General features: G+C 67.6%; 17 protein-coding genes. 8 read left to right on the forward strand and 9 right to left on the reverse strand.

Going from position 1 to position 17985, the window contains the following annotated elements; all coding sequences use genetic code 11:
- Nucleotides 1–37: 37 nt before the first annotated feature.
- On the reverse strand, nucleotides 38–901 hold the full coding sequence (locus ABWV23_RS00445; RefSeq protein WP_353343787.1) for a YihY/virulence factor BrkB family protein: 864 nt from the start codon (nucleotides 899–901) through the stop codon (nucleotides 38–40).
- A gap of 134 nt (nucleotides 902–1035) precedes the next feature.
- Here ABWV23_RS00445 and ABWV23_RS00450 point away from each other — a divergent pair, with 134 nt between their 5' ends.
- A complete protein-coding gene (locus tag ABWV23_RS00450) occupies nucleotides 1036–1269 on the forward strand; it encodes a hypothetical protein (protein WP_353343789.1) in 234 nt (77 codons plus the stop codon).
- A gap of 71 nt (nucleotides 1270–1340) precedes the next feature.
- A complete protein-coding gene (gene cls / locus ABWV23_RS00455; RefSeq protein ID WP_353343791.1) occupies nucleotides 1341–2753 on the forward strand; it encodes a cardiolipin synthase in 1413 nt (470 codons plus the stop codon).
- Between the two features lie 56 nt (nucleotides 2754–2809).
- On the opposite strand, the gene ABWV23_RS00460 is transcribed toward cls, so the two are convergent.
- Nucleotides 2810–3145 carry a hypothetical protein gene (locus ABWV23_RS00460; RefSeq protein WP_353343793.1) on the reverse strand — a complete coding sequence of 112 codons (336 nt, stop codon included), beginning with the start codon at nucleotides 3143–3145 and terminating at the stop codon, nucleotides 2810–2812.
- 143 nt (nucleotides 3146–3288) lie between these two features.
- Here ABWV23_RS00460 and ABWV23_RS00465 point away from each other — a divergent pair, with 143 nt between their 5' ends.
- Genes ABWV23_RS00465 through ABWV23_RS00475 form a run of 3 tightly spaced genes read left to right on the forward strand, consistent with a single transcriptional unit; the run spans nucleotide 3289 to nucleotide 7380 of the window.
- Complete coding sequence (locus tag ABWV23_RS00465) at nucleotides 3289–3936, forward strand: ABC transporter ATP-binding protein (protein WP_353343795.1); 648 nt, start codon at nucleotides 3289–3291, stop codon at nucleotides 3934–3936.
- Nucleotides 3933–6347: an FtsX-like permease family protein gene (locus ABWV23_RS00470; RefSeq protein ID WP_353343797.1), complete on the forward strand. Its 2415-nt coding sequence runs from the start codon at nucleotides 3933–3935 to the stop codon at nucleotides 6345–6347. Before ABWV23_RS00465 ends, ABWV23_RS00470 begins: the two co-directional genes overlap by 4 nt.
- A complete protein-coding gene (locus ABWV23_RS00475) occupies nucleotides 6337–7380 on the forward strand; it encodes a lipocalin-like domain-containing protein (protein WP_353343799.1) in 1044 nt (347 codons plus the stop codon). Before ABWV23_RS00470 ends, ABWV23_RS00475 begins: the two co-directional genes overlap by 11 nt.
- Nucleotides 7381–7387: 7 nt before the next feature.
- Here the strand turns inward: ABWV23_RS00475 and ABWV23_RS00480 are convergent, their stop codons facing one another.
- The 3 genes from ABWV23_RS00480 to ABWV23_RS00490 all read right to left on the reverse strand — a co-directional run bounded on the left by ABWV23_RS00480 (nucleotide 7388) and on the right by ABWV23_RS00490 (nucleotide 9958).
- Entirely contained in the window at nucleotides 7388–8446 is a 1059-nt protein-coding gene (locus tag ABWV23_RS00480) for a 4-oxalomesaconate tautomerase (protein ID WP_353343801.1), read from the reverse strand.
- A gap of 85 nt (nucleotides 8447–8531) precedes the next feature.
- The gene (locus ABWV23_RS00485; protein WP_353343803.1) at nucleotides 8532–9224 is read right to left on the reverse strand and encodes a 4-carboxy-4-hydroxy-2-oxoadipate aldolase/oxaloacetate decarboxylase; all 693 of its coding nucleotides are present in this window, start codon (nucleotides 9222–9224) and stop codon (nucleotides 8532–8534) included.
- Nucleotides 9221–9958: a PIG-L deacetylase family protein gene (locus tag ABWV23_RS00490; protein WP_353343805.1), complete on the reverse strand. Its 738-nt coding sequence runs from the start codon at nucleotides 9956–9958 to the stop codon at nucleotides 9221–9223. The genes ABWV23_RS00485 and ABWV23_RS00490 overlap by 4 nt, the downstream gene beginning before the upstream one ends.
- A 306-nt stretch (nucleotides 9959–10264) precedes the next feature.
- On the opposite strand from ABWV23_RS00490, the gene ABWV23_RS00495 reads away from it, so the two are divergent.
- On the forward strand, nucleotides 10265–11020 hold the full coding sequence (locus ABWV23_RS00495; protein WP_353343807.1) for an NAD(P)-binding domain-containing protein: 756 nt from the start codon (nucleotides 10265–10267) through the stop codon (nucleotides 11018–11020).
- 297 nt (nucleotides 11021–11317) lie between these two features.
- Entirely contained in the window at nucleotides 11318–11575 is a 258-nt protein-coding gene (locus ABWV23_RS00500) for an acyl carrier protein (protein ID WP_353343809.1), read from the forward strand.
- Here ABWV23_RS00500 and ABWV23_RS00505 read toward each other — a convergent pair.
- Nucleotides 11572–12858, reverse strand: coding sequence for an amidohydrolase (locus tag ABWV23_RS00505; RefSeq protein ID WP_353343811.1), 1287 nt, complete (start codon nucleotides 12856–12858; stop codon nucleotides 11572–11574). The genes ABWV23_RS00500 and ABWV23_RS00505 overlap by 4 nt on opposite strands.
- Nucleotides 12859–13042: 184 nt before the next feature.
- Here ABWV23_RS00505 and ABWV23_RS00510 point away from each other — a divergent pair, with 184 nt between their 5' ends.
- On the forward strand, nucleotides 13043–13930 hold the full coding sequence (locus ABWV23_RS00510) for a hypothetical protein (RefSeq protein WP_353343813.1): 888 nt from the start codon (nucleotides 13043–13045) through the stop codon (nucleotides 13928–13930).
- A gap of 194 nt (nucleotides 13931–14124) precedes the next feature.
- Here the strand turns inward: ABWV23_RS00510 and ABWV23_RS00515 are convergent, their stop codons facing one another.
- From ABWV23_RS00515 to ABWV23_RS00525, 3 genes are read right to left on the reverse strand one after another with little or no spacing between them, the layout of a single operon-like run.
- Nucleotides 14125–15102 (reverse strand): SUMF1/EgtB/PvdO family nonheme iron enzyme, encoded by a 978-nt coding sequence (locus ABWV23_RS00515; RefSeq protein WP_353343815.1) that lies wholly within the window; start codon nucleotides 15100–15102, stop codon nucleotides 14125–14127.
- Nucleotides 15099–16826 (reverse strand): hypothetical protein, encoded by a 1728-nt coding sequence (locus ABWV23_RS00520; RefSeq protein ID WP_353343817.1) that lies wholly within the window; start codon nucleotides 16824–16826, stop codon nucleotides 15099–15101. The genes ABWV23_RS00515 and ABWV23_RS00520 overlap by 4 nt, the downstream gene beginning before the upstream one ends.
- A gap of 20 nt (nucleotides 16827–16846) precedes the next feature.
- Nucleotides 16847–17890: an NAD-dependent epimerase/dehydratase family protein gene (locus tag ABWV23_RS00525; protein WP_353343819.1), complete on the reverse strand. Its 1044-nt coding sequence runs from the start codon at nucleotides 17888–17890 to the stop codon at nucleotides 16847–16849.
- Nucleotides 17891–17985 lie beyond the last annotated feature (95 nt).

Genomic DNA, 17985 nt, shown 5'->3' on the forward strand with positions numbered 1-17985 from the left:
CCGTCAATGGGGCGCAATCGGGACCTTGCCGGGGAAATCAGCTGGCGGCGTGCTCGCCCTGCTCTTCGTCGATCAGCGCGCCGTTGAACTCTGCCCCGAGGATCAGGATCGCGGCGTTGAGATAGAGAAAGATCAGCGCCGACATCGCCCCGGCCAGCCCGGCATAGGTCGCCGAATAGGCTGCAAAGCGCCCGATGTAGATCGAGAACCCCCAGCCCGCCAGCCCGCCGAGTACCAGTGTCAGCACGATGCCCGGCAGGATCCGGCGCAGCCCATGGCGCCGCCCGGGCAGCACCATGTGGACGGCGATCACCCCCAGCACCGGCGCCGCGGCGACAAAGATCCAGCTGACCCCGACGCCGGTGAACCACGAGGTCACCTCGCCCGGCACCGCGTTGCGCAGCATGTTGGAATAGATCGGCCAGACCACGTCCACCGCGATCCCGACCAGCACCAGCACCGCACCGGCGATAACCAGCCCCAGGCACAACAGCCGCCTTTTCCAATAGGGGCGCGGATCGGTGTCGTGATAAGCCCGCGCCATCGCCACCCGCACCGCCTCGACCCCGTTGGAAGCGAAATAGAGCGCCAGCACCCCGCCCAGCGTCATCAGCCCCGAATCGGACGAGGCCAGGACCGCGCGCAATTCCCGCTCGATCGGGGCCGCGACCTCCTGCGGCCAGGAGCCGAGCAACAGCGCGAACAGGTCGTCGACCGGCACGTCGCGCGACAGCGACCCGGCCAGCGCCACCACAAACAGCACGAAGGGAAACAGCGCCATCATCACCGACATCGCCACGTGGCTGCTCATCACCCAGCCGCCCTTTTCGCCGAACCGACCCAGCGCGCGAAGAAATGCGCGCAGGCCGATGGCCAGGGGATCTTGTCTCTTGCCTGTCATGGCGCCACCCTATCCTTGGCCGGCGTCCTGTTCCAGACGCGCCATTCTGTACCGTTGCGTTCAAACGGGATCGGCGTCACCCTTTCATCCAGGGAGGCGCCGGGTCGGCCCGGCGCGGATCAAGGAGAGTATTGATGGACGATTTCGACGATTTCACCGCCAAGCTGAAACAGACCCGTGACGAGCTGAAACTTCAGATGCACCTGGCCAGCAAGGAGGCCGAGGAGGAATGGGAGGACCTGATCAAGGACTGGGACCGTTTCGTGCAAAAGACCCAGCTCGACAAATCCGCCGACGAGGTCGGTGAGGCCGCGAAGGAGCTGGGGATGAAGATCAAGACCGTCTTCGACCGGTTGCGCAAATCCTGAGTGCCGCACCGCATGCCCGGTGAACGGCAAGGCCCCGTGCAACCGACCTCCGGTCGCAAGGTGGTGGCGTGATGTGGGTCATCCTCGGCCCGCTGGTGATCGCGGCGTTCTACACCGCGTCCGTCCTGTTCGCCTTTCGTGCGGCGGCGACGGCGCGGACGCCACAGGGGGCGGTCGGCTGGGTTGTGTTCCTGCTCGCCCTGCCCTTTCTGGCCGTCCCGGTCTACCTGTTCCTGGGGCATCACCGGGTGCATGGCTACCTCATCTCGCGCCGCGAGGCGCGGCGGGTGGTCGAGGCGATCCGCGAGTTCGCCGCGCTCAATGCTCCCGACCCCGAGCGGACACGGGTCACCCTGGCGCCGTTCGAATACTGCGCCAACATGCCGGCGCTGCGGGGCAACGGGGCCGAATTGCTGATCGACGGCGCGGCGGCCTTCGACACCATGTTCGCCGCCATCGACGCGGCGCAACGCTATGTGCTGGTGCAGTTCTATATCATCCGCAACGACCGGCTCGGGCGCGCGTTCCAGGATCGGTTGATCGCGGCGGCGGCCCGTGGCGTCAAGGTTCGGGTGATGACCGATGCATTGGGCAGTTTCGGCCTGCCCAACCGCTATTTCGCGCGGCTGCGCGCCGCCGGGATCGAGGTTGCCCGCCGCAAGCGCGACCGCGCCCCCTCCTTTCGGTTCGAGATCAATTACCGAAATCACCGCAAGAGCCTGATCGTGGATGGCGAGACCGGCTTCATCGGCGGGCTGAACGTGGGCGACGAATACCTCGGGCGCAGCAAGGTCTACGGGCCCTGGCGCGACACCCACCTGCGGCTGCGCGGGCCGGTGGTATCGCAGTTGCAGTTGATCTTTCTCGAGGACTGGCACTGGCTGACCGGGGAAACGCCCTTTGCCGACCTGAACTGGACCGCGCCGCAGGATCCCGCGGACGCCACCGGGCTGATCGTCGCCACCGGCCCGGGCGACGAGACCGAGACCGGCAGCCTGATGTTCTTTTCCGCCATCGCCGCCGCACGGGACCGGGTGTGGATCGCCTCGCCCTATTTCGTGCCGGACACGGATATCATCACAGCGTTGCGCCACGCCGCGCTGCGCGGCGTCGACGTGCGCCTGCTGGTACCTGACAAGCCGGATCATTGGGTACCGTGGATGGCCGCCTGGGCCTATTTCGACCCGATGACCGAGGCCGGCGTGCGGGTGTTCCGCTATACCGGCGGGTTCATGCACCAGAAGGTCTTCGTGGTGGACGATACGCTGGCAGCGGTGGGAACGACCAACCTCGACAACCGATCGTTCCGGTTGAATTTCGAGGCCATGGCCCTGTTCTTCGATGCCGATGTCGCCGCCCGCGTCGACACCATGCTGCGGAGGGACTTCGAGCAGAGTTATGAGATGAAGGAGGGGATCGCCCAGCAAAGGGCCCTGATCCGGTACAGCGCACCGGTAGCACGGCTGTTCTCACCTTTGCTGTAGGTGTATTGCGCAAGTAAATGTTTCATCGCGGAAAAATACGAGACTTAAAGCGCCACCTAATCCTTCGAATCGCTCATGCATTGATCAAAATATTGCTTGTAACGTTTGGATTTCTCGCTGTTTCGGTTCGCTTCATGCCGTTCCCGCGCGGCGGCGCCCGCAGATGGCGGCGCCGAGGAAACAATCGGACCGCTGCTGCGCGAGACCCCCAGCGCGATCGACCCGCTCAGCCGAATGGTGACTTCGCCCACTTGGGTCTCGAGCGCGCCGGGACTGTAGCCGCTCAGCCGTTCGGCCCGGGCACGGCAGGTGTCCTCCCGCTCTTCGGCAGCCGCGGGGGCCGCCATGACCAGGGCAAGCCCCGCGGCGAGGGAAAAGAAACGGTTCATCATGCGGGCAGATCACCCGGTTCAGGTCCCCGCGTCAATCGGGGCGTGATGCTGCGGCGATGTTGACGCGGCATTCCGCCCAAGGGGGTGGACAGCCCGCGCCCGAAACCCAATTGATGACGCAACCGCCGGAAGCGAGGCCGCCGATGCTGCTGACGATAGACCACGTGCAAAAGACCTACCCGGGCGCGCGCCCGGTGCTGCAGGGTGTGTCCCTGACGCTGGACGCGGGGCAGACGCTGGCGCTGACTGGCGAAAGCGGCAGCGGCAAGAGCACGCTGTTGCATCTTGCCGGCGCGCTCGACGGCTTCGACGCGGGCGAGATCACGCTCGCCGGAACGCCACTGTCGCGGCTGGATGACAGCGCCCGCGCGGCGCTGCGGCGCAAGCGGGTCGCGCTGGTGTTCCAGCAATTCAACCTGATCCCCTCGCTGACCGTGGCGCAGAACCTGGCCTTTCACGCTCGGTTGGCGGGGCGCCTTGACCCGGATTGGATCGGCGAGTTGACCGAACGGCTCGGGCTGGCGGACCTGACCGCGCGCTATCCCGAACAACTCTCTGGCGGGCAGCAACAGCGGGTGGCCATCGGACGCGCGCTGGCGGCGCGCCCGGCCCTGTTGTTGGCAGACGAACCCACCGGAAACCTTGACGAGACCGCCAGCAACGCGGTGATGGACCTGATGCTGGAACTGGTACGCGCCAGCGGCACCGCCCTGTTCCTCGTCACCCATTCCGACCGCATCGCCGCGCGGCTGGACGCCCGCGCGCACCTGAGCCACGGGCGAATCGCATGATCGGCGCCGCCCTCCTGGCGCTGGCGTCACACTGGCGGCGGCATCCGTTGCAATTGGCAACGCTGCTGGCCGGGCTGGCACTGGCCACCGCGCTGTGGTCGGCGGTGCAAGCGATCAATGCCGAGGCGCGCGCCAGCTACGCCCGCGCGACAGCTCAGATCGGCAGTGGCGCGCTTGATGTGCTGGAGGCCCCCGGCGGTCCGATCCCGCTGGCACGTTACGTGGCGCTGCGGCGTGCCGGATGGCAGCTGTCCCCGGTGCTGGAGGGGCGTGCCCGGCTGGGCGAGTTGCGGGTTACGGTGCTGGGCCTCGATCCGGTTACCCATCCACCCCTGCCCGCCTTTGCCGCCACGATGGAGCGCGATTCTGCAACGCTGGGCCGGATGCTGGCGCAGGGCGGCGTGCTGTTCGCCCCGCCCGAGGTGGCGGCTGCCCTGGCCGATGTGCCCGGCCTGCCCGAAATTCGGGTCAGCGACAGCGTCCCACCCGGCATGGTCATGACCGACATCGGGGTTGCCGAACGGCTGCTGGCACGGCCCGGCCAGATCGACCGGCTGCTGATCCTGTCAGACCAGCCGCCCGGGTTGACCCCGCTGGCGGACCTTGCCCCCGAGTTGCAACGCCGGGCCTCGCGCGCCGGCACAGATACCGCGCGGCTGACCGACAGTTTCCACCTGAACCTTACCGCCTTCGGGCTGCTGTCCTTCGCTGTCGGGCTGTTCATCGTGCATGGCACCGTCGGCCTCGCCTTCGAGCAGCGACGCGGCATGGTCCGCACCCTGCGCGCGCTGGGGCTGCCGCTGCGGCTGCTCACGACGCTGATGCTGGGCGAGTTGCTGGTCCTGGCGCTGATCGGCGGCGGGCTAGGGTTGGTCCTTGGCTACCTCGTGGCCGCCGCGCTACTGCCCGACGTGGCCGCCACCCTGCGCGGGCTTTACGGCGCGCCGGTGGCCGGCGGGCTGTCGCTGCGCCCGTCCTGGGTGATGGGCGGGCTGGCGATGGCGCTGGCCGGAACCGGGGTGGCCAGCGCCCAGGCGCTGTGGCGGATGGTGCACATGCCGCTGCTCTCGGCACCGGGATTGCAGGCCTGGGCGCAGCGCGCCGCGCGGGGCGAGCGGCGCATGGCGCTGGCTGGGCTGGGCCTGATCGGCGCCGGGGGCGCGGCGCTCGTCCTGGTGCCGGGGCTGGTCGGCGGCTTTGCCCTGATCGCGGGTCTGATGCTGGGCGCGGCGCTGCTGCTTCCGCCGGTGCTGGCACTGGTCCTGCACCTCGGGCGGCGCTTGGCGCGCGGGCCGGTGGGCGACTGGCTCTGGGCCGATACGCGGGCACAGCTTCCCGGGATCGGGCTGGCATTGATGGCGCTTCTGCTGGCACTGGCGGCCAATGTCGGCGTCGGCACCATGGTCTCCAGCTTTCGCCTCACCTTCACCGGCTGGCTCGATCAGCGGCTGGTGTCCGAACTCTACCTGACCGCCCGAGATGATGAACAGGGGGCCGAGATCGCCCGCTGGCTGGTCCCGCGCAGCGAGGCGGTGCTGCCGATCCGCTCGGCCGAGTTCACCGTCGCGGGCGGGCCGGTCACCGTCTATGGCGTGGTCGATCACCCCACCTACAGCGAGAACTGGCCGCTGCTGGAGCAGGCCCCGAACGCCTGGGGCCGGGTGAACGCCGGCGCGGCGGTCTTCATCAACGAACAACTGGCACGGCGCCTCGGCCAGTGGTCCGGCGACAGCGTGCAACTGGCCCCCGGCTGGACCCTGCCGATCGCCGGGGTCTATTCCGATTACGGCAACCCCACCGGACAGGCCATCGTCGCGCTGCCTGCGCTCCTGTCCCACGCCAGCGCGGTGCCCAACCGCCGGTTCGGCGTGCGTGTGGCCCCCGATACGGTGCCGGGGCTGATCGCCGCGCTGCAGGAGGACTTCGACCTGCCCGCCTCGGCCCTGATCGATCAGGCCGGACTCAAGGCGCAATCCTTGGCCGTCTTCGACAAGACCTTCGTGGTGACCGGCGCGCTGAACCTGCTGACACTGGGCGTGGCCGGCTTCGCGATCCTCACCAGCCTGCTGACCCTGTGGTCGCTACGCCTGCCGCAACTGGCCCCGGTCTGGGCGCTGGGGCTAACGCGCGGTACGCTGGCGCGGCTGGACCTGGGGCGCAGCTTGCTTCTGGCGGCCTTCACCGCGCTCTTGGCGCTGCCGCTGGGGCTGGCGCTGGCCTGGGTGTTGCTGGCGGTGATCAACGTGCAGGCCTTTGGATGGCGGCTGCCGATGTACCTGTTTCCCGCCGACTGGCTGCGGCTCTTTGGCCTGGCGCTGCTGGCCGCGGGGCTGGCCGCCGCCATTCCGGCGCGGCGGCTCTATCGCCTGCCGCCCTCGGAGCTGCTCAAGGTGTTTGCCAATGCGCGCTAGACTGGCCCTCCTGCTGATCCTGCTCGCCGCCCTGCCCGCCTATGGCCAGGGCTATGCCGGGCTGGGCAGCACCGCCTCCGAGGGGTTCGCCAACCCCGACCCGAACACCCGCCTGCATTTCCCGCGCGATCACGGGCCCCATCCCGATTTCCGCATCGAGTGGTGGTATCTCACCGCCAATCTCACCGGACCGGACGGCACCGACTACGGCGTGCAGTGGACGCTGTTCCGCTCGGCCCTCGCCCCGGGCGAGGCGGCGGGATGGGCCAGCCCGCAGATCTGGATGGGCCACGCCGCCGCCACCACGCCGGAAAACCACTATTTCGCCGAGCGACTGGCGCGCGGTGGGATCGGTCAGGCCGGGGTGCGCGCCACCCCCTTCCGCGCCTGGATCGACGATTGGCAGATGGCCGGCGCGGATTTCGACAGCCTGCGTCTCACGGCGCTGGGGGCCGAGTTCGCCTACGACCTGAACCTCACCGCCGAGGGGCCGCTGGTGCTGCACGGGGTGAACGGGTATTCGGTGAAATCCGCCGACGGGCAGGCCAGCCATTACTACTCGCAACCGCACTACCGGATCACCGGCACGCTCACCCTGCCCTCCGGCCCGGTCGCGGTCACCGGTCAGGGCTGGCTCGACCGGGAATGGTCGTCGCAGCCGCTGGCCGCCGATCAGAGCGGCTGGGACTGGTTTTCGCTCACCTTCGACAGCGGCGCGCGCCTGATGGGGTTCCGGCTGCGCGGGGCGCGCGGCGATTTCACCTCCGGCACCTGGATCGACGCCGAGGGAAACGCCACACCGCTTGCGTCCGGCGCGTTCCGGGCCGCCCCCCTGGACGAGACCCCCGTCGCCGGCCGCGACGTGCCGGTGCGTTGGCGCGTCACCCTGCCCGACCGCGGCGTCGACGTGGAGGTCGCGGCCCTCAACCCGCAAAGCTGGATGGGCACGAGCTTCCCCTATTGGGAAGGACCGGTGCGCGTCTCCTGCAGCCACCCGGGGCGCGGCTATCTCGAAATGACCGGCTACGAGTGACCCCGCCTCAGCGTGGAAACACCAGCCCGTCCATCAACTTGCGCGCGCTGCGCAGGATGCCGGCACTCTCCACCGCGCCTGCCGCGTCCAGCGTGGCGACCACGGTCATCTCTCCGGTCGGATGCTCCACCGCCATGTTGCGCTGACCGCCCACGCCGGTCTCGGCGAGCGCATGGGCCGGCGTGCCCTCGATCAGGCAGGCGGTGGCGACGCTGACCGCGCCCAGCACCCCGATCGCCTTGTGGCAGCGATGCGGAATGAAGGTGCGGGTGGAAATCGCCCCGCCGTCGCGCGGCGCACTCACCATGGTCATCTTGGGCACCGACTTGTCGGTGACATCGCCCAGGTTCATCATCGGGCCACAGGCCAGCCGGATCGCCTCCAGACGCGCCCGCAGATCCGCATTCGCCTCGAGTTCTTCGGGGGGCTCGTCGCCGCTGATCCCCATGTCGGTGGCGCGCAACACCACGCAGGGCATACCGTTGTCGATCAGGGTGACCTCTACCCCCTCGATCACGTCCACCGCGTTGCCCGTGGGCAGCAGCGCGCCGCAGCTTGATCCGGCGGTATCGCGGAACACGATCGGCACCGGGGCCGAGGGGCCCGGCACCCCGTCGATCCGCGCCGCACCCGCATAGGAGACCGCGCCGCCGGGCGTCTGCACCCGCGCCTGCGCCACCTGCCCGGTGTTCTCCATGAAGATCGTCACCGGCGTCTCGCCATCCTGCGCCGCAACCAGACCGCGCTCGATGGCAAAGGGACCGACCCCGGCCAGGATGTTGCCGCAGTTCTGCGCATCGGTGACCAGCGGCCGATCGACGAAGACCTGCAGAAAAAGGTAATCCACATCGACGCCGGGCCGCTCCGAGCGTTTGACCACTGCCACCTTGGAGGTCAGCGGATCACCGCCGCCCATGCCGTCGATCTGGCGCGGATCGGGGCTGCCCATGATCTCCAGCAGCGCGGCATCGCGCGCCGCCACGTCCTGCGGCAGGTCATCGGCCAGGAAATACCCCCCCTTCGAGGTGCCGCCCCGCATCCACATGCAGCGTATTCCGTCGCTCATCTCCACGCCCCTGCTTCTTCTCTTTTGAAATACTCCCGGGGGGCCGCAGCTTGCTGCGGCGGGGCAGAGCCCCATTGCCCCGGGATCAGACGTATTTCAGCCCCTTCTCGGCCAGCCGATCGCGCATCTTGTAGATGTCTAGGCCAAGCTCCCCGGCCTCGAAACGGGCACGCTTCTCGGCCTCGAGGGCCTCGCGCGCGCGCGCCTTCTCCAGCACCGTTTCGGCTTCCTCGCGGCGCACCACGCAGACGCCGTCGTCATCGGCGACGATGATGTCGCCCGCGTTGACCAGTTCTCCGGCACAGACCACCGGCACGTTGACCGAGCCCAGGGTTTCCTTGATCGTGCCCTGCGCGAACACCGCCTTGGACCAGACCGGGAACTGCATCTCGGTCAGGTCGCGCACATCGCGCACACCGGCGTCGATGATCAGCCCGCGACAGCCGCGATGCTGCGCCGAGGTCGCCAGCAGATCGCCGAAATAGCCCGCCTCCGACGGCGAGGTCGGCGCCAGCACCAGCATGTCGCCGTCTCGGATCTGTTCGATCGCCACATGGATCATCCAGTTGTCGCAGGGCGGCGCCGAGATCGTCACCGCGCTGGCCGCCAGCCGGGCACCGGAATAGATCGGCCGCATGTAGCTGGCCAGAAGCCCCTTGCGCCCCTGTGCCTCGTGCACGGTGGCCACGCCGCATTGGCCCAGACCCGCGATCACCTCCGGGTCGGCGCGTTCGATATTTTGCACCACCACGCCCTGTGTTCCCACCGGATAGCTCATGCCAATTCGTCCACGGTCTGGGGAAAGATCATCTCGAAGCCTTCGGCATATTCCGCCTTGCGCCCGCCAGCCATGCCGCCGGAGTTGCGCCGGAAATGGTTGCCGCGGTTCTCGGCCACGTTGGTATAGAAATCCCACAGGTGCTCCTGCCCCTGCATGCATTCGATCGCCGCGCGCTTCTTGTCCCAGACCGGGGTGATGTCGAGGAAGACGTTGGGCTTCCAACCCATCTGCTCGGTCTGGTGCGGCTCGAACAGATAAAGCTGCGGCGCGCCCAGCACCTTCTGCCCGGGGTTGTGGCCCCAGGCTTGCGCGATCATCCGGCACTCCAGCGCGAATTGCGTCGTGTTCATGTGGTCGGTGTTATAGGGATCCCACTTGGAATGGCTCATCATCCACTTGGGCTGCACCTCGCGGATGATGTCGACCATCTGGTCCTGCGCGTCGCGATCCAGCCGCAGCGGGTAGTCGCCCAGGTCGAGAAAGCGGATATCCTTGACGCCAAGCGCGGCGGCGGCGTTGCTGGCCTCTTCCCGGCGCGCGTCCTTCACCCGCTCCAGCGTCATGCCCTCCTGCTTCCACAGCTTGGCGCTCTCGCCGCGTTCCCCGAACGAGAGGCAGGCCACGGTGACCTCGTATCCCCGTTCCTGGTGCAGGGCGATCGCGCCGCCACAGCGCCAGACGAAATCGGCGGCATGGGCACTGATCACCAGTGCGGTTTTCTTGTCGGACATGGGGCTCCCTCCCGGCGCGTTTCATGGTCGCTTCTGGTTAGGGTGGGATCCGGGGCTTGACCATTTCATTTACCATGCCCGTCGATAAGTTTTATCTATAGGAGGCGACAATCCCGGGATTTCCGCACAGGGTCACGGGGCGCCCCGAGCAAAGCCATGCATCTGGTGCAGCCCTGCCTTTCGACACGCAAGTCATGGGTTTTCGTCCAAACTTCAAATGTTACATTGAACCAGAATGACCAGGGCCATCCTGGCCCGAATGCGCCCCGACGGTGTCCGGCCCGGGGCCGTCACGAAGGAGCGTACATGTCCCGCATCGGCTTTATCGGCACCGGCCACATCGCCGCCCCCATGGCGCGGTTCCTGGCGCGAACCGGCCACGACATCCTTGTGTCCGACCGCAACGTCGACGTGGCCGCAACGCTGGAGGCGGTTTGCGGCGCGACCGTCGCGCCCAACCAGGCGGTCTTGGACTGCGCCGACATCGTGTTTCTCTGCCTGCGCCCGCATGTCGCCGAAGAGGTGCTCTCCGGGCTCACGTTCCGGCCCGAACAGCGTGTCGCCTCGGTCATGGCCGGCGTGTCGCTGGCGGACCTGCAGCGTCTCTGTGCACCGGCCCTCGACATCACCCGGACCATCCCGCTGGGCTTTCTCGAACAGGGCGGATGCCCGCTGGCGGCCTTTCCCGACACCGATCTGATCGACCGGCTGTTCGCGCCCGAGAACCCGGTGATCCCGGTGCCGGACGAGCGTGCCCTTTCGATGCATTTCGCCATCTGCGCGATGGTGCCGGGGCTGCTCGACCTGATCGCGACCGGGGCCGACTGGCTGGGGGCGGAAACCGGCGACCCGGAGATGGCCGAGTTCTATGCCACGCAACTGGTCTCGGGGTTCCTCGCCGCGATGGGGCGCACCCCCGGATCGCTCGCGCAGGAACGCGACGCGCTGGCGACCGAGGGCACGATCAGCCTGCAGATGACGCGGGCGCTGAAATCCGGCGGCGCGCATGAGGCGTTGCGCGCGGCCCTGGACCAGATCGGCGCGACCCTGACCAGGGATTAGCGATCCGCCCCGTCAAGCCGCGTGCCTCGGGAAACAGCATCACGAACATGACTGACGTCCATGGACAGGCGGTGAGCGGATGGTTGCTCCGGCGCAGACGCGGCGTTCATTTTTCCGCCACGGGCTGCCCGTGTGGGGGGCTGTACGCCGCAGAACCGTCGATGGACGCTTGACGGACCGGTGATCCCGAGGCAGGTGATAATGGTGACCCTGTGCAGATCACTGGGGTGTTGATGACTTTGTCGTAGTGGATTTTTTGAATATGTTTGAAGCGCTTACTGGTCATTCGGAGCGGCCATGACACCTGAAGCGATCCGCAAGAGCTACCTGGAAGAGCTCGTCACCGTCGCGCCGGATCTCGATCCGCAGACGGTTGGCGACAACGATCACATCCAGACCGATCTCGAACTGGACACCACGAATGTCCTCGACCTGGTGACAGCCCTGCAGGACCGGTTGGGCGTGATCATCCCCGAGGTCGATTACCCGGCGATCGCCACACCCGCGCTGGCGGTGGCGTATCTGGCGCAGGCGATCGGCCGCAAGGGCGGCTAAACCTCCGAAAGATCCATCGCCGCCCCGATCAAGGCGGCGCAGAGCAGCGCGCCGCGCGACAGCGCCGCCTCGTCGAAATCGAAATGCGGCGTGTGGTGGGCATCGGCAAGATCGGCGCCAAGCACGAAAATGCCGCCACTGCCGCCGCGCGCGTCCACCCGGCGGGCCAGCGTTGTGGCGTCCTCGCTCGCCCCGAAGAAAAACTCCGGCAGCACCGTCCCGAAAGCGCCGGCGCGCGCGTTCACCGCCGCGCCCCAGCGGGCGATATCGGCGGGGTTGCTCCAGGCCTCGGCCCCGCCCATGCGCGTGATCTGCACCTCCAGCCCGTGAGCGATGGCCGCCCCCTCGATCATTGCACGGCAGCGCCGGTCGAGTTCCTCGAGGTCGCCACTGTCACCGGCACGCATCTCGAACTCGAACTCGGCACTGTCGGGCACGATGTTCACCGCCGTTCCCGCACGCATCAGCCCCACGTTCACGCGGATGCCCGGCCGGCTGGACTGGGCCAGCGCGTGCAGGCCCTGCACCGCCTGCGCCGCCCCGAGCAGCGCGTTGCGTCCGCCCTCGGGGGTCTTGCCGGCGTGGGCAGCCTGCCCGGTCAGCGCGACGCGATAGCGCGCGTTGGCCAGAAAGCCGTGCACCGCAAAGGCGGCAGAACCCGAGGGCACGCCCAACCCGAGGTGGATGGCGACGAACAGATCGACATCGTCCATCCAGCCCGCCTCGGCCACCGCGCGACCACCGCGCCCGCCTTCCTCGGCCGGCTGGAACAGCAGTTTCAGCCGCCCGCGCCCCGTGGCCAGCACCGGGCGCAGCAATCGCGCGGCGCCCAATCCGATCGCGCTGTGCCCGTCGTGACCGCAGGCATGCATGACACCGGGGGCTTCCGAGGCATAGCCACCGGCGGCCGGGGCGTGGTTGCCGCCCGCCTCGTGGATCGGCAAGGCATCGATATCGACCCGCAGGCAGACCGTCGGACCCGGTCGCCCGGTGTCGTACAGCGCGATGCAACCGGTCTCGCCCTCGCCCGGGATCGGATCGGCGCTGAGCCCGGCGCGCACCACATCGCCGAGAAAGTCCGGCCCCGCGATTACCTCGTAGCCGTCCGCACTCAGATCCCGGACGATCTGCGCGGTGGTGGCGATCTCCTGCCAGCCCAGTTCCGGGGTACGATGAAACTGCCGTCGCCGCTCGACCAGCCAAGGCTGCAACGCCTGCGCCCCCTCCTGCAGCCGGATCAACAGGGACGCGTCAATATCGGGGGTGAGCGGCAGATCTGTCATGGCCCAAGCCTAGACAGGCCCCGGGGATCCCGGCAAGCGCAACCCGCTCGGCAAGAACGCGCGCAAGGCCGGCGCGGTTTGGCGAAAAGCCGCGCAGGCGGGCGCGCGGGGCTTGAGCGGGTCGGCCTGCCGGGCCAGAACGGGCCGATACAGAAAAGTTCCTTCCCGAGCAGGACCTGCCGCCATGTTGTTTCGACCGACCTTGTTTCGTGCCGTCTCTCCGATTCTGGGCGCCGCGCTGATCGCGCTATCGCCCGCGACGCCGGTGGCGGCCGCCACCGGCTGCGATGCCCCCCTCACCCGCGAGATCCCGCATCGGGCGGCGCGCGCGCCCTCTGGCAGCGCGGTGATGCAGAGCCTGATGAAAACCAGCGGCACAGCCCGCGACCGGGCCATCGTCGAACAGGTGCTGTCGGGCAACCTGCCCTCGTTCCTGCGCACCCTCACGCCCGTCACCCTGTCGGGCAAGGGGGCCGATGGGCAAGAGGTCAAGGTGACGATCTGTGTTACGCCCGATTACCTCGCCGTGGGCAACGACCGCGATTTCGTCCGGGTGCCGATGGGCCTTGCCGCCGCCGCCCGCGTGGCGAGCGAGATGGGCTTCCTGCTGCCGACTCCGCGCATGGTCGATGCGATCTACAGCCAGGCCAAGGTGCACGTCGCACCCAGCCCGATGACCCCGGGCAGCAAGATGGCCTCGACCGCCTATCTGCTGGAGCATGACCGCACGGTGGACCGCCAGCGGTCGCAAAAGACCCGCGAGGCCGGCGCGCTGACCGCCGGGCAGAAAAAGGACATCGTTCTGACCAACCGGCTGCTGTCCAAGCCCGGGCGCGTGGCGATCTATGGCTGGCACCGGACCAACGGCAAGCCGATCCAGCCGCTCAGCACCGTTCATGGCGCCGGCTATGCCGACTATAGCCACGGCGTGCGACTGGTCAGCCGGATGGCCTATCTGAACGGCAAGCAGGTGCCGCTGTCCCAGATCATGGAAGACCGCGACCTGGCCCGGATCGTCACCGGTGAGGGTCCGATCGGAAATGCCGAGCGGCTGCTGGCCGGGCTGTACTGAACCCCTGCCGCTAACGCGCAAGCCCGTTATCAGCCCCGCGCGGCCCGTCATCTCCGCGCGCCCTGTCATCCCCGCGAAAGCGGGGATCCCCCGACACCCGCAGCACCATGAGACCCCCGCTTTCGCGGGGGTGAAAGCTCGGTCGCGCAACCTGCACTCCTCGCGCAGGCAGGGATCTCACCGACGTCGCAGACCTATTTGATCGTCTTGCAGCAGCGGAACCCGAGGTGGTAATTCTCGTGGCTTGACGGGCTCATCACCCGGGCGCCATGCCAATAGGGCGCGCGCCAGCGGCACCAGTCGGGGTGGGCGCGGTACTTGTCCCAGATGAACCAGCTGCCCTTCATCTCGGTCACGCCCAGCTTGGTGCTGCCACGGCTGGCCATCTGGTCGGGCGCCATCGGCAGGTTCATGTGTTCGGCGGCATTGCCGTGCTGGTCATAGACCCCCAGCTTGCTGACGCATTTGGGAAAGGCGCCGGTGGGATAGGTGTTGGAGCCGCAGGAATTGTAGCCCCCGCCGCCGCAGGACGCGCTCTTGGTGCTGTTCTGGGCGCAGATTCCGCGCTGGAACGCCGGGCCATAGGCCCAACTGGCGCTGGCCGCGTACTTGCGGTTGTGGATGCTGCGCATGGCGGCGACCGAGCCGGCGCCAAAGGGGTAATCGGGCGGCTCCAGCGCCCCGGCGCAGGCGCCCTCCCATTCATGAGCGTCACACAGCCGCTTGCCTACAGCGGCACAGACCTCGGCGGCCTCCTTGGCCTTTACCCAGACCACCGGATAGGTGCAGGGAATGTTGGGAAACTCGAACTGGTCGATGCAGGCGCGGGCATCGCTGGCGCTCTCGCTGCGCGGATCATAAAGCGGCGCCATGTACTTGTCGCCGCAGATCCGGGTGTTGCGCGCGTTGGCATAGCCCCCCGAGGGGATCCGGGCGCGGCATTGCTCGGGTGTCATCGGGTGGCGGGTGATCCTGGGGTTGCCCTGCCCCATGAAGCCGGAGCGGGCGAAAATCTCCTGCACCCGGGCCATCTGCGCGGCAGACAGCTTGTGCACCTGTTTCAACTGCTGGAACAACACGGCGTTGGCCTGTTGCAGGCTGCTTTGGGCGGCGGCGGGCGCGGTGAGACCGGCCAGCGCGATCGCCCCGGCGGCAAGCGTTGCACGGATCATTTCGGCGGCTCCTTCCGGGTCAGGTAGAACAGGTCGCGATTGTCGGTAAAGCCGATGAACCGCGGCAGGATGGTGCCGCCGCGCATCTTCTTCTCGATCAGCGCCATGCCGGGCACCAGGTGCTCCACGTGCACCTTCCCGCCCATGCGGGCATAGACGGCCAGATAGGTGTGCTCCAGGGCGTTCATGTCCAGCAGCATGGCGTAATCGCAGCCATAGGCCTGGAAGGTGCGCGCCATGGCCGAGGGGGTGGCTGTCGAGAAATAGCCGTAGATCAGGTATCGCGTGCCGCCCGCCCGGGCCATGCAGGCCCCGGCGCGCAGGGTGCGCAATTCGGCCTTGGCCGAACCCGACCAGTTGCCCGGCCCCCATTTGGTGACCCGGTCGCCCGGAATGCCCATCCCGGTCTCGGGGTCGGTCTCAAGGATCGGCACGCCATTCTGCCGGGCAAAGCGGATTCGCGGTAGCAGAGCGTTGTCGTCCTCCTGCCAGGTCTTCATGTGCAGGCTGCCGTCGGTTAGCTCATACAGCGTCGACAGACCCGGCCACAGCTTGCTGAGGATCACGCCCTTCTCGATGAAACCGTAGTGGTGGCCATAGTTGAACCCGGCCATGTCGCCATAGCGGAACGCGCCGTGCTGGCGCTTGAACCCGGCGGTAAAGGTCGCGACGGCCTTGTCGGCGGTCTCGGGATTGACCATGCCCAGCATCACCAGCGGCGCGGCGTTGCGCACCCCGTCCGGGCCGGGCATCCCGCGCGGGCGAATGCTGGCCGGCGGGCGCGACGACCAGCCGAGCGCGGGGTGATCGGTGCCCACCGCATAGCCGATGTCGAACTGCGCCATGTCGAAGGCAATCATGTAGCCCGTGGCGCGCGACTCGATGCCGTCAAGCCGGTTCACCTGCCCCGGCCCCTGCATCACCGCATCGGCGACATAGCGCGGCTGAAACGCACTGGCAAAGACGCCGGGCACCCCCTCCGCCGGGTACCACAGCCCCACTGCCATCCGCTTGGGGTCGCCCCCTTTCAGCGCCATGTCCAGCAACGTCGAGATCACCGGGCGCTCGCCCAGTTCGAAATTGGTCAGCATCGGCGCCGGCCCGGCCCCCGGCCCTCCGCTGGCGCGACCGACGACCTCGCCGGTCTCAAGTTGTGAATCGCGAAAGAAATTGTCGCGCACGAAACGCACGATGGTTTCCCCGCCCCAGACATTGTCGCGCAGGAACTCGGCCGTGGCCTCCAGCGTGGTGCGCGCGCCGCTCACCTTGTTGCGCAGGTAAAGCTTGCCGTCACAGATCGGCGCATAGGCCAGCTTGGTCGCCCGTGCCTTGTCCAATGCCGCGTCGGCCCAAGGCCGGCAACGCGTTCCGCCGATCATCAGCGCCGGGCCGTCCCCGTCCAGCACCACCCGTTGCGAGTCCGGATCTGGGTTTTCCAGGTGATAGTTGGCTGGCGCCTTGTCCGGCGCGGCCCGGGTTTGCAGCAGGTACCATTCCCCCACGTTGGGATTGAGGTCGACCAGCGTGATCTCAAGACCTGCTTCGGCGTCAGTCGACGTAACCGTGTTGCGAAAGGGTTGCAACTCCAGGATGCTCTTGGCCCTCACCGCGTCATAGGCTTCGCGCTGAGCCTGCAGCGTTTCTGGCGTCTGTGCCTGTGCCGTCGCAGCGGAAAGCATCAGTACCGCCGCCAGCCATCCCTGTTTCCCTGCGATCCTCCGCATCGCCCCCTCCCGATTTCTCATTACAGCACCATCCGCACCAGTTTCAGCGCGCCCTTTTTCCACGGCACCCGGTGGCTCACCCCGGCCTGGGTCGAGATCCGGTCGCGGTTGGCGACATACCAGTCATAATTGCGCACCAGCGCCTCGGCGTTGGAATGTTCGGGCGCGAACCCCAGCCGGTCGCGGATCTTGTCGATGCTGACGAAACTGTCCTTGGCGGCGGTCTCGTAGATCCACTTGTACAGCGGCGAGAGGTGCAGCGCCTCCAGCACCCGCAAAATGGCTATCGCCGGTCCGGCGGGAAAACCGATGACGCGCTTGCCGTGCCCGGCCCGATCCAGCACCGCCTGGAAACTGTCGCGCAGGCTGCCGTATTCGGCCGCGCCGACGTTGAAGGTGTCATTCACCGCCGCCGCATCGCCGGTGGCACAAAGGTAGACCGCCTGGCACAGATCCTCGACGTCCATCAGTTGATAGATGTTGTCGCCCGACCCCAGCACCGGGAAACCGTGGCCGTCATAGGCGAAATCATACAGCAGCTCAAAGGCGCCCAGCCGCTCGGGCCCGACAAAGGATTTCGGCCGCAGGATCGGCAGGCACATGCCGCGCGCCCGGAAATCGGCGCAAAGGTGTTCGACCTCGACCTTGGATTCGCCGTAGGGGCCGACGCCCTGCATCGGGTCTTCCTCGGTCAGCGGGTGGTGATCGGGGATGCCATAGACGGCAGTGCTGGAGATATGGATGAAACGCGCGATGCCCCGTTCCTCGGCGGCCTCCAGCAGCGACAGCGTGCCGCCCACGTTGGTGGAATGGATCTCGGTCGGATCGGCCAGCGGCAGTGCTGCGGCGCAATGCACCACCACGTCGACACCGTCAAAGGCCCGGTCGTACAGCCCCATGTCGCGGATGTCGCCCTGCAACACGTCGACCCGGTCGGCCTCGGGGTAGGAAAACGGCGCGATGTCATAGCTGCGCACCTCTTGCCCGCGCTCCAGCAGGTAGCGGATCAGGTTGATCCCCATGAACCCGGCCCCGCCGGTGATCAGAAATCGTTGCTTTTCCATCGCGTTTCGTCTTTCCCTTGTCGTTGCGCGCCGACGGTCGGCGGCGCCTCCACCTTGCCCACGAAGGTCGTGCACGGGACATGATTTGTGTCAAA

The organism is Aquicoccus sp. SU-CL01552, assembly GCF_040365005.1.
Taxonomy (GTDB): domain Bacteria; phylum Pseudomonadota; class Alphaproteobacteria; order Rhodobacterales; family Rhodobacteraceae; genus Antarcticimicrobium.